The organism is Shewanella sp. HL-SH4 (assembly GCF_051164845.1).
In the GTDB taxonomy this organism is placed as follows: domain Bacteria; phylum Pseudomonadota; class Gammaproteobacteria; order Enterobacterales; family Shewanellaceae; genus Shewanella; species Shewanella glacialimarina.
Window position 1 is genome coordinate 4,063,788 of the sequence record NZ_CP195037.1, and the last position, 12,509, is coordinate 4,076,296.

Annotated in this window: 11 protein-coding genes; 5 read left to right on the plus strand and 6 right to left on the minus strand. The window is 42.1% G+C overall.

The features are described 5' to 3' along the window. Positions 1-33: 33 nt before the first annotated feature. The 5 genes from thiS (at position 34) to ACRWQL_RS18840 (ending at position 4,110) form a co-directional block, all read left to right on the plus strand. Entirely contained in the window at positions 34-237 is a 204-nt protein-coding gene (thiS, locus tag ACRWQL_RS18820; protein WP_434951573.1) for a sulfur carrier protein ThiS, read from the plus strand. 1 nt (position 238) lies between these two features. Further along, entirely contained in the window at positions 239-1,015 is a 777-nt protein-coding gene (locus ACRWQL_RS18825) for a thiazole synthase (protein ID WP_434951575.1), read from the plus strand. Continuing rightward, positions 1,015-2,127 (plus strand): 2-iminoacetate synthase ThiH, encoded by a 1,113-nt coding sequence (gene thiH, locus ACRWQL_RS18830; protein ID WP_434951577.1) that lies wholly within the window; start codon positions 1,015-1,017, stop codon positions 2,125-2,127. Before ACRWQL_RS18825 ends, thiH begins: the two co-directional genes overlap by 1 nt. An 83-nt stretch (positions 2,128-2,210) precedes the next feature. Further along, a complete protein-coding gene (locus ACRWQL_RS18835; RefSeq protein ID WP_434926365.1) occupies positions 2,211-2,492 on the plus strand; it encodes a chemotaxis protein in 282 nt (93 codons plus the stop codon). 73 nt (positions 2,493-2,565) lie between these two features. Beyond that, positions 2,566-4,110, plus strand: coding sequence for a putative metalloprotease CJM1_0395 family protein (locus ACRWQL_RS18840; protein ID WP_434951578.1), 1,545 nt, complete (start codon positions 2,566-2,568; stop codon positions 4,108-4,110). On the opposite strand, the gene ACRWQL_RS18845 is transcribed toward ACRWQL_RS18840, so the two are convergent. From ACRWQL_RS18845 to ACRWQL_RS18870, 6 genes are all read right to left on the minus strand, one after another. Continuing rightward, complete coding sequence (locus ACRWQL_RS18845) at positions 4,086-5,009, minus strand: LysR family transcriptional regulator (protein ID WP_226415408.1); 924 nt, start codon at positions 5,007-5,009, stop codon at positions 4,086-4,088. The two genes, ACRWQL_RS18840 and ACRWQL_RS18845, sit on opposite strands and share 25 nt — an antisense overlap. A gap of 212 nt (positions 5,010-5,221) precedes the next feature. Next, a complete protein-coding gene (locus tag ACRWQL_RS18850; protein ID WP_434951580.1) occupies positions 5,222-5,626 on the minus strand; it encodes a DUF1801 domain-containing protein in 405 nt (134 codons plus the stop codon). Between the two features lie 365 nt (positions 5,627-5,991). Then, positions 5,992-7,659, minus strand: a complete 1,668-nt coding sequence (asnB, locus tag ACRWQL_RS18855) for an asparagine synthase B (protein WP_434951582.1) — start codon at positions 7,657-7,659, stop codon at positions 5,992-5,994. A gap of 354 nt (positions 7,660-8,013) precedes the next feature. Further along, positions 8,014-9,690, minus strand: a complete 1,677-nt coding sequence (locus ACRWQL_RS18860) for a M28 family metallopeptidase (protein ID WP_434951584.1) — start codon at positions 9,688-9,690, stop codon at positions 8,014-8,016. Positions 9,691-9,893: 203 nt separating this feature from the next. Next, the gene (locus tag ACRWQL_RS18865) at positions 9,894-10,640 is read right to left on the minus strand and encodes an HAD-IIA family hydrolase (protein WP_226415416.1); all 747 of its coding nucleotides are present in this window, start codon (positions 10,638-10,640) and stop codon (positions 9,894-9,896) included. A 154-nt stretch (positions 10,641-10,794) separates the two neighbouring features. Continuing rightward, entirely contained in the window at positions 10,795-12,171 is a 1,377-nt protein-coding gene (locus ACRWQL_RS18870) for an L-serine ammonia-lyase (RefSeq protein ID WP_434926360.1), read from the minus strand. Positions 12,172-12,509 lie beyond the last annotated feature (338 nt).

Genomic DNA, 12,509 nt, shown 5'->3' on the forward strand with positions numbered 1-12,509 from the left:
AACAGTAACAAACACAATAGTTAAGGTGCAGTGATGATTGAAATCAACATCAATGGAGAACTACAGCGTCTTCAGCCCAATACCTCATTAGCCCAAGTGCTAGCGCTAAAACAGATAGAACCTAGAAGTGTCGCGCTGGTGGTTAATCAGCAAATCATTCCACGCAGCGAGTGGCATCAATATCAATGCCAAGCTAATGATCAACTTGAATTTTTTTCCGCCGTAGCGGGAGGGTAATATGTTAACGATAGCCGATCATCAATTTGAATCCCGCCTATTCACTGGTACAGGTAAGTTTGCTAATTCGGCCACTATGTTGGCCTCTATAGAAGCGTCAAAGTCACAGTTAGTGACGCTAGCGATGAAGCGAATCGATTTTAAAAACGGCTTAGATGATTTGCTGAGTCCGTTACAGCAATTAGGGGTAAAACTACTCCCTAATACCGCAGGAGCCAGAAATGCTAAAGAAGCTATTTTTGCCGCCGAACTAGCCTTTGAAATGTTAGGCACTAAATGGATTAAGCTAGAAATTCATCCTGATCCAAAATATTTAATGCCTGATCCGATAGAGACATTAATCGCTGCCCAAACGCTATGTGAGAGAGGCTTTATTGTTTTGCCCTATATCCATGCTGATCCGGTTTTATGTCGTCGTTTAGAAGAAGTGGGCTGCGCTGCAGTTATGCCATTGGGAAGCCCTATTGGCAGTAATCAAGGCTTAGCCACCGAAGCTTTTTTAAAAATAATTATTGAGCAATCAAGCGTGCCAGTGATTGTTGATGCCGGTATCGGTGCACCTTCACAGGCATGTCGTGCAATGGAGATGGGAGCTGATGCTGTGTTAGTCAATACTGCCATTGCCAGTAGCACTAATCCTGTTTTAATGGCCGATTGTTTTAAAAAAGCAGTCCAAAGTGGTCGACAAGCTTATCAAGCAGGCCTAAGTATAGTTAGTGCTAATGCCCATAATACCAGTCCGTTAACAGGGTTTTTAACCTCGAGTATGGTGGGCTAATGCGCTACTCAGAAACATTTAGCCAGCTCAATATTGATGATTTATCAATGAAGTTATACGCCACTACAGAAGCAGATGTTGAGCGGGCATTACAGTATCCAAGTGGCAATCTAAACAGTTTGATGGCGCTGTTATCGCCAGCGGCTCAACCATATATAGAGCATATGGCACAGGAGTCGGCTCGTTTAACTCGACAGCGTTTTGGGGCTAACTTAGGGTTATACTTGCCCCTATATTTATCAAATTTGTGCGCCAATGAGTGTGATTACTGTGGTTTTACCATGAGTAATAAAATCAAACGTAAAACCTTAAATGATGATGAAATTTTAGCTGAAGTGGCCATCATTAAATCCCGTGGATTTGACTCTGTTTTGTTAGTTTCAGGTGAACATGAAACCAAAGTCGGTATTGAATATTTTGCTCATGTTTTACCACAAATAAAGCAACATTTTAGTTATGTGGCAATGGAAGTACAGCCGCTTGAAACAGATGAATACCGTCGTCTCGTTTCCCAAGGGTTAGATGCTGTAATGGTTTATCAAGAAACCTATCGGGCGCGCACTTATGCAAAACATCATACCCGAGGTAAAAAACAAGATTTTAATTATCGTCTCGATACTCCTGGCAGGGTAGCTGAGTCTGGGGTGGATAAAATCGGATTAGGGGTGCTGTTAGGGTTAGATGACTGGCGTATAGATGCGTTATTAATGGGGTATCATCTTGATTACCTTGAGCGACAATATTGGCGGAATCGCTACAGTATCTCACTGCCAAGGTTACGGCCATGCACAGGCGGAATTGAACCTAAAGTCGTGTTAACCGATATAGGCTTGGTGCAAATGATTTGTGCATTTAGACTGTTTAATCATCAGCTTGATATTAGTTTGTCCACCCGTGAAACCCCCGAATTTAGGGATAACCTACTGCCACTTGGGATCACCAATATCAGCGCGGGCAGTTCAACCCAACCAGGCGGTTATCAGCAGCCTGATAGTCAGTTGGATCAGTTTGAAATAAGCGACCAGCGCAATGTCGGACAGGTGATAGCAGCCATGCAACAAAAGGGTTTTAATCCTGTGTTTAAAGATTGGGAAAATAGCTGGATAAAATGATAATAGAAACGGTTAAATACTGTACATTTTAGCCAGTATGGGCGATACTGAGTTAAGTTTTATTGGTTATCAGAGGACGTATTATGCAAATTCAATCCGCGTATTCATCGGGCGTTCAAGGTTTACAAAATTCACAACAAGGTCTGGCGCAGGCAACTACCGCTGTTGCCGCACCCGATCCTAAGCCGACAGCACCTGCGGCTCAACAGGATACGGTAACATTAAGTAGCCAAGCTGTTGAACAGTCAGATAAAACCAGTGCATTAGTCTCTGCCGTTGAATCAAGGCAGCAGGGCGAGGCCTCAGTTAAAGTGATAGAAGCCGCCACCGAAACGGTTGGCAGCATCATCAATATTGAGGCCTAATGAGTTAAGTGAGCTGTGACCGTTTAATGAATCTTTAGCGCCACAGCACCACTTATATCACTTGTGATGAAAAATGGACATTCGTCAATCAAGCTTACCAAGTAATAATTTTCAACCTGCGACGAGTCAATCTAAGCAGGTTGACGCCGTTTCTGCTTCAAACCTAGCTTCAGCAAATTTAGCGTCAATAAGTTCGGTATCAACCATTCCGTCTTCAAGTGCGGCTTCCAGCACCAGTTTAGCGGCCAATGTGGCACTTACAACAGCTAAGCCAATTGCTAAATCAACCGTTACCCCAACTGCAGCAGCTGTTAGCCAAAATGTATCACCTGTGTTGACGCCAACGGCCGTCAAAACAGCAAGTTTTGCTAATGTATCGCCGATCAACACCAGTAGCGCTGCAGCTAATCAAAATCCAAGTGTTCCCCCAACTAACAGTCCCAGCACTATTTCATCTAATGGGTTCAATTTGCGCACAGGTGCAACTCATATTGCGGCTATTAATCCTGCACAAATAGCTAAACCTGAAGTGAGTCAAACAAGTGCTGTTAGCGTTGATGCAATACAAGCAGTCAATATTTTTGCCACAGCAGAACCTAGCGAAACAGAGCCTAGTGAAACAGAACCTACTGATACCAAAACCGATTATCAGCAGTTGTTTCAACAGCAAACACAAACCGAGCCTAATGTAGACGTTGAAAAAGAGCGCATTAATCCTTTTGAAGATAAAACACCACCAAGTGAGATTAATACCGAGTTTAGTCAAAATGCTGTTAGTCAGAGCGCTGTTAATCAGGATGCTAATAATCGTCAGCAAGACGCTCAAGTAAACGGTCAAGCAGAACAAGCTTCAACATCAGAACAAGCCATTGCTGCTGAGCAACAAAAACAGCAGCAACAAGCGCAAGAACAACAGCAACAGCAACAGCAGGCTAGTGATCAAGCTGAGCAGCAACAACAAAAAGTTGCCCTAGCTGAGCAACAAATAATCAGTGAATTATCAAAGCGTGATATTGAAGTTAAAACCCACGAACAAGCCCACAAAGCCGTGGGTGGAATGTTTGCTCAAAGTCCTTCTTTTTCTTATGAAAAAGGCCCCGATGGTAAACGTTATGCGGTTGATGGTGAAGTTCAAATTGATGTGGGTGCTGTCTCTGGCGATCCGCAAGCGACATTTAATAAAATGCAAAAGGTATATGCCGCTGCAATGGCACCTAATCAGCCATCTAGTGCCGATATTCGTGTCGCAGCTGAAGCGGTACAAAAAATGAATCAAGCTAAAGCTGAAATGGCTGAATTGCGCCAAGAAAAAATTATTCCCGCTGAAGATATTCAGCATATCAATGAATTAGCTAATACCTACAAGCAGGCTGATGCTCAACAAAATGGATTTCAGCAGTCACAGTTAGCCCCTTTCACATTGGCTGAAAAGAATACAGCAACAGCAGATGCAAAAAGTCGATTTAGTCAAAAGATGGCTGAGTCACAAGATACGCGAACACCTCAAGTACCACTAGCAACTTTAGCTTACCTACAAAATCAAGCGGTTCCCAACACATCCTCAACCAATTCATTTATGTATGATAAATCTGATCAGGCGTTAGCTTTTTCAGTATAAGGCTGACTGGTTTCAATTTCGTGCTGCAATAAAATTAAACTTTCTAGTAAACGACATGCAGGGCCTTGTCGGTCTCTATTCGGCACAACTAAATTTAAGGTTATTCTGCGCTGATAACTGCCATGCAGTTTCAGTTTGTGTAACTTACCTTGCTTCACATCATTTTCAACCAAAAAGTTGGGGATCCAACAAAATCCAAGTTGGCGGCCTAAAATAACCTTGGCTTCATGAAAATTTGATACGGTAATACGCTGCTCTGCTTTTAACCAACCAATATCATTGATTGAGTTTGACCCAGTATCTTTAATCACTATCTGCAAATGCTGCGCAAGCTGCTTTTCATCTTCAATACTGTCTAACTGAGCCAATGGATGGTTAGGGTGACACACTAATTCAAAATCACATTCACATAATGGTTGTGCTAAATGGGCACGCGGTGGAGTGGCACAAATGGCAATATTAACCATTTGCTGGTTAATTAAGTCATGGGTACCAGAAATAACTGAATCAAGCACTGTCACTCGGGTACCGCGGCTGAGGGGAATAAATGCTTCAAGTGCATCGACCAGTTTCTCGGTCGGATAAATGATCTCTTTGGCTATGGTGATACTGGGCTCCCACCCCTGGCCAAGGTTGGTGGCTAGCTGTTCAAGTTCATCGACTGATTGTGTCAGATGACGTGAGCGGCGCAGTAGTACTTCACCTTGCTCGGTAAGATAGGCTTTGCGGCCTTTTACTTCTAATAACTGAATGCCTAACTGATGCTGTAATTTTGCAACCGCATGGTTTAGTGATGACTGGCTTTTATTGAGTTGTTCAGCCGCCTGGGAATAGCCACCATGATCAACCACAGCTTGTAAAATTCGCCATTGCTCTAGGGTTGATTTAGCACGATTCATATAAAAGCCTTTATTTTCAAGTTCAGGTAGTTGAATGGGTTTAACCAATATTCAGATAGTAGCATTTTGCAGGGGAAAGCATAGTCGCAAGGGCGCTTTTAAAATCTGTTATGGGTATGGCATCACTTTATGGTTATGCTTTAGTTGTACAATTTTTGCGTAGAATGGCTTGTAGCGCCTAATGTTAAAATTGAACTAATGTTAAATTTGAACTAAGCCCCAAGCAAAGGTAAATGTTTGATACTTTTGTATTGCAGTGACAGCGTTATGCAATGTTGAATCACTTTAGTTGGAAGTGGAAAATTAACCTTTAATACTATGGCTCTATTTCCCTGATATTGAATTACATCTGGATACAGCTCTTTAAATGTATCAACCAGTTTAGTGTTGCAGTTGAAAAAAATGAAATACAGCTCGGGGTATTTAGGTTTCCAGTCAATTCTTATCGGGCTACCATTTTTAACCGCGTAACTCGGTTCGCCCCATTTCAGCGTTTCTTCAACTTCGCCTAAATGATGTTGACTGGCAATGTCTAAAATAAGCTGCCGCAGATGAACTAATAACGGCTTTATCTGTTCAGGGTAGCTTTCAAATTTGTGTTGAACTTCCATTTTCATGATCCGACACCCCCTTTAAATAATGATTGTTATGACTAATTTGACTCAAGTTATAATTACGAAGGTAAGACGTTTATAAAATAACCTTTCTTCACTGTTAACATCTTATCGCCTGGTGAACCAAAGTAAACGTATGGTAATCATCATGATCACTTTCAAACTGGCGTAGAGCCCACACGGATGTGCTTGCGGCGTGTCGCAGAAGTGTTTGCACATAGGCTATTTCCAGTATTTGAAATAAGAACTAAACGATTATCAACCTAACAGATATGAACTAGCAGAATAAAAAAACGCCCGTGACATAAGTCACGGGCGTTTAGGCATTGTTAAAGTTCAAATCAAGAATCAAGAATCCAAATAGCAGATTACTGGTAGCTGCTGGCGTGTACGTTACGCACTGCGCGTCCCGATGGGTCGATAATGCCGCGTAAACTTTCATCCCAAGCCAGTGCTTCTGGGGTAGAGCAAGCAACTGATTTGCCACCTGGTACGGTTTCAGCTGCACTTGGTAACGGGTAGAACTCTTCAAAGAAACAACGGTAAAAATAAGCTTCTTTGGTTTCTGGTGTGTTATAAGGGAAACGGAATTTTGCGTTTGCCAATTGCACATCATCAACATGTTTACCCGCATGTTCTTTCAAGCCATCAATCCAAGAATAGCCTACACCATCACTGAACTGTTCTTTTTGGCGCCACGCGACTTCTTTTGGCAGTTTGTGTTCAAATGCCTGACGCAGAATGTGTTTCTCGATACGACCATCTTTAGACATTTTCGCTTCTGGATTGATGCGCATTGCCACATCCATAAACTCTTTATCTAAGAAAGGCACGCGGGCTTCAAGTCCCCAGGCGGCCATCGCTTTGTTGGCGCGTAGACAATCAAACAAATGCAGTTTATCTAACTTACGCACTAATTCCTCGTGGAATGCCTGCGCGTTAGGGGCTTTATGGAAGTATAAGTAACCACCAAATAATTCATCAGCACCTTCACCAGACAACACCATTTTAATGCCCATGGCTTTAATTTTTCGTGCCATTAGATACATAGGCGTCGCTGAGCGAATTGTGGTGACATCGTATGTTTCTAAGTGATAAATCACTTCTTTAATAGCATCTAACCCTTCTTGGAATGTATACACAATCGGGTGATGAATGGTGCCAATGGCATCGGCCACTTTTTGCGCCGCTACCAAATCAGGTGATTCCGCTAAGCCAACCGCAAATGAGTGAAGCTGTGGCCACCAGGCGCCGGTTTCACCATCGTTTTCAATACGATGTTTTGCATAGGTTTGGGTAATCGCTGACACAACCGATGAATCTAAGCCACCAGATAACAAGACTCCGTAAGGTACGTCTGACATTAATTGACGTTTAACCGCCGCTTCTAAGGCTTCACGTAAGTCATCAATACTGGCTGGGTTATCTTTTACCGCATCATATTCCATCCAGTCACGGACATAATATTGTGTTGGCTTGCCGTCTGCTGAATATAAATACTGGCCTGGTAAAAACTCTGCCACGGTTTTACACACAGGCATAAGTGCTTTCATTTCAGATGCTATGTAGAAGTTACCCGCAGTATCAAAGCCAGTGTAAAGCGGGATAATACCCATGTGATCACGGCCGATTAAATAAGTTTGCTTGGCTTTGTCATACAAGACAAACGCAAAGATGCCGTTAAGTTTATCCAAAAAGTCACAACCGTATTCCTGGTATAAAGATAAAATCACTTCACAGTCAGAGTTGGTTTGGTATTGATATTTATCACCTAAATCAGCTTTAAGTTGCTTGTGGTTATAAATTTCACCATTGACGGCTAATATGATGTTGCCATCCTGGCTAATAAGCGGCTGGGCACCATGGTCAACATCAACAATCGCTAAACGCTCGTGGGCAAGAATCGCATGTTCATCTGCATAAATGCCTGACCAGTCTGGGCCACGGTGACGTAACAGCTTTGACATTTCAAGTGCCACTTGGCGAAGTTCACTTGCATCTGATTTGATATCTAAAATTGAGAATATTGAACACATAATACGACTCCAACAACATTATTTAATCTTTATCTGTTTGGTACTTTGACAGCATTTTATTCACTAGCCAAGTATTATTTTTGATTAAAGCTCATTAAATTGGCTGTTTTAATGATTATGCGCCTATCTAATCAGATTTGTTTTGAGGATTGTTTATAAAAATTTAAGATCTATTGATGAATCTTTGATTTTGGCGGCTAAGGTGCGCCATTTTTGAGGAATTGTTAATCATATTGCTGAAGATTATTAAGTGATAAAAAATTGATTTTTTTACCCAATTTTGTATCAAGGTTTGAGGTTGGCTTAAAAAAAGAGCCTATTAATTAATAGGCTCTTCATCAATTTTGCAAATGATTACTTGGCTGGACGTAAGCTATTAAACTCTGAGCCAGCTAGATAACCGGGCCAATCTTGGTTATTGCCTAGGGTCTCTGCCGCTTGGTAATACACCTGTAAATCTTGTAATGCGCCCGATAAATCCCATGACGCATGATAATGATCGCACACATTGTGATAACAGCCTTTCATGGTTTTTTCCATTTCAGTTTTATAGGCTGCGGTTGCATCATCAAGTGGTTCACTGCCGCCACCAGCAAATACTGCCGGTACGCCGTATTTAGCAAAGCTGAAGTGATCTGAGCGGAAAAAGCCGCCTGATGCAGGGTTACGTTCTGACTTAACTTCACGGTTTTGCAGTTTTGCTGCATCGGCAAGGTAGTTTTCTAATTCAGACTGACCCTTACCAACTATAGTGTAATCTTTAGTTTTGCCATACACATTGGTGCTGTCTAGGTTAAATACGGCAACGGTTTTATCCAGTGGATAAATTGGATTTGCCGCATAAAAGCGCGAGCCTAATAAACCTTGCTCTTCACCCGTTGTTGCTACAAAGGTTAATGAACGTTTCAAACCATTGCCTTGTTTTGCTTGCACCGCAAACTGACGGGCAATTTCCATAATACCCGCAGTACCCGACGCATTATCTAGGGCACCGTTATAGATTTGATCGCCTTCTTTAGTTTCATCTTTGCCAATGTGATCCCAATGTGCAGTAAACAATAACTGTTCATCAGCCTGACTAGTACCTTTTAAGGTAGCGACAATATTATAACTGTCGGCATATTCGGCTTTATTGGCAAACTTAATCGACGCGGTTTGGGCAAGTTCAACATTGACAGGCTCATCAGCGGCACGTTCCATTAAGGTTGGTAATGAAAAGCCTGATTTAGTAAAGAGTTGATTGGCCGCATCTAAGGTCATCCAGCCTTCTACTTGAATGCGATTATTAGCTTCGTCTGTATCGAGTACTAAATCCTGTTGAGGGCCTGTCCAGCTATTTTCTACCACAGACCAGGGATAAGAAGCAGGTTTAGTGTCGTGAATGATAATGGCACCTAATGCGCCCTGGCGACTGGCTTCTTCAAATTTATAACTCCAGCGACCATAGTAGGTCATGGCTAAGCCATTAAACTTAGTCCCTTCAGGATTCGCAAAACCTGGGTCATTCACCAAAATAACCGCTATTTTGCCTTTCATATCGATGCCGCTGTAATCATTCCATTGTGATTCAGGTGCATTAATACCATATCCCACAAATACTAATGGCGCTTTGTCGATAGTGATTTTCTCGTTAGCGTGACGGCTACTTAGTACTATGTCTTTTCGATACTGCATTGGCAAATCGGCCAAGGTAATCGTTTGTTGCTCGCTTGGGGTGTAGGTCACCATAGGCACAGCTTGTAAAAAGCTACCTTGGTTGGCGCCGGTTAATCCCATGTCGGTAAATTGTTTGGTTAAATAGTCTAAGGTCAGTTTTTCCCCCTTAGTAGTAGGGGCGCGACCTTCAAATTCATCAGAAGACAGTACTTTTATATCTTGACGAAAACGTTGTTCGTCAAACGTCACTAATGCCGTTGTTGAACTGGCTAGAACATCATTGCTAGCCGGTGATACTTGCGAGTTATCTTTAGTGTCGCCATTACAGGCGCTCACCAACAATGCAATCGCGCAAAGGGGAAATAAATGCTTCATCAGGATTCCAATTATTATTTATTATTTTTAATCAAAGTGAGTAGAAAAAGTGGTTAGAGATTATTAGCGTTAACATCTTGCAGATTATAATGAAGCAAGCCAGCATCTTATAAAAGCGTACTGGCTTGAAAATGTGTTACCTAATGTAAATCTAGTCGTGCTTGCTAACGTTTAATTAGCCAAATTAGCTAGGCACTTAAAGCCTAGACTACGTCAATATCGCCGGCACAGGCGAATACATGATTGGGTCTGAAGGGTTCTTTATCTATATCACCCATTTGACTTACGCCACTGGTAACCAAAATGGTTTCAAGACCTGCTTGGAATCCTGCCAAAATATCGGTACGCATATTATCGCCGATGATCACGGTATTTTCAGAGTGGCCCTGAATATGATTGAGGGCAGAGCGAATAATCCAACTTGAAGGTTTACCAATATAAAATGGCATTTTGCCGGTAATGCGCTCAATGGGGGCGCATAGTGCACCACAGGCTGGACTAAATTGTGGCCCATGGGTATCAGGATTGGTGGCAATAAAGCGTGCACCGCCAGCAACAAAGCGCGCGGCTTTATGGATCATTTCCCAGTTGTACGAGCGAGTTTCGCCAATAATAACAAAATCTGGGTTAATGTCAGTGATGGTAAAACCTGCGTTATATAATTCATGGGTGAGGGCGCCTTCGCCAATCACAAAGGCTTTAGTGCCTTGTTGGTGCTTTAAAAAATCAGCGGTAGCCATGGCTGAGGTATAAAAGCAGGTTTCGGGCACATTAATGCCGGCAGCACCAAGACGATTTTGTAAGTCTTTACCGGTTTGCACAGGATAGTTAGTCAGTAATACCAGTGGATTACCTTGTTCGATAATACGATGAATAAACTTATCACTGCCTGGGATTAACTTGTTATCGTGCAGTAATACGCCATCAATATCGCAGATAATATTCTTCATCAATTCAATCTCATCTTTTTAGCTAAAATGGGTTGTTCTAGACTTTATATAACGCTAAATACTCGGTAAAAACAATGTGTTTTAAATGAAAATGCCAACCTCAGTAGGTTGGCATCGATTTGACGTAAAAACTCAGCAGCCTAGCTGAAAGTCATTAACACTCGACGATATTCACCGCTAGACCGCCTTTAGCGGTTTCTTTATATTTACTGCGCATATCTCGGCCAGTATCCATCATGGTTTTAATCACTTTATCTAGTGATACCTTATGGTTACCATCACCACGTAACGCCATACGTGAGGCATTAATCGCTTTGACGGCGCCCATAGCATTACGTTCAATACACGGCACTTGTACCAGGCCGCCAACAGGGTCGCAGGTTAGGCCTAGGTTATGTTCCATGCCAATTTCAGCCGCGTTTTCAACATGTTCAACTGTGCCGCCCATAATTTCAGTCAGTGCGCCAGCAGCCATAGAACAGGCTACGCCGACTTCGCCCTGGCAACCCACTTCTGCACCTGAAATAGAGGCATTTTTCTTGTACAAAATTCCAATAGCAGCAGCGGTTAATAAATATCGACTACACACGTCAATATCAACTTCTTGCACAAACATGTCGTAGTAGCACAGTACCGCAGGAATAATACCAGCAGCGCCGTTTGTTGGCGCGGTCACTACGCGATCGCCTGCTGCATTTTGCTCGTTGACCGATAAGGCGAATAAGTCTACCCAATCCATAGCGGTTAACGGATCTGTGTTATTTCGGCCTTCAGCTTTTAAACGACGGTATAAAGAGGGCGCACGACGGCGAAGTTTAAGGCCACCAGGTAATATGCCTTCTTTTTGATATCCACGATCAACACAGCTTTTCATGGTTTGCCAAATTTTCCACAAACCTTGTTTTACTTCCTCTTCACTGGCAATACTAAGTTCGTTATACATCATTAAAGATGAAATGCTTAAACCGTTTTCACAGCACAATTCTAATAACTGTGCCGCGCTGTTGAAGTCGTATGGCGCTTCTTTTATAGGCGTTGCGGGTGAGGCATTACGTTGGGTGATTTCATCTTCATCAAGTATAAAACCGCCACCTACTGAATAGTAAGTGCGCTGATAAGTGATTTCGCCTTTGGTTAACGCATATAACGTCATCGCGTTTGCATGGGCGGGTAAGGTTTTACGGCGATGGTATGTTACGCCATTTTCACGGGTAAATTTAACGAATCGACCATCGGCTAGTTTAAGCTTTTGATCGTTCGATACAGCTTCTAAAATACCGTCAATGGCGTCGGTATCAACTGTTTCAGGGTCTTCACCCATTAAGCCCAAAATCACCGCTTTGCCTGTACCGTGGCCTTTACCTGTTTGACCTAATGAGCCAAATAATTCTGACTGTAATTCATCAATACCCGATAGCAAATCTTGGTCTATTAAGTTCTGCATAAAGATTTTGCCGGCTTTCATTGGGCCTACGGTATGTGAGCTAGACGGGCCAATACCGATTTTAAACATGTCAAATACGCTAATCATAATTTTTAGCCTTTATGTGGTCGTTTATTGTTTTAGTTATTTGAGAGTATTATCATCGCGCTATTAAAATCATCACGTCACGATCGTTCAAATCAATATAGTAAAAGTCACTATAGTTGAAGTGACTTAATTATAGCTGATTCACTATAGTTGAGTGTGACGTGATCTGTTTCGCAACTTAGATAACAAAACAGTTAGCAAAACACTGAACACTTGTTTGATGGCATACTCGTATTTTTTAACACGCGTTAAATTGGCTGAAGTATCCCATATTTTTGATTAGACAGTTCATTAGTTTTTTTTATGCATTATTTTCAGATTAGCCTAACTTATACATT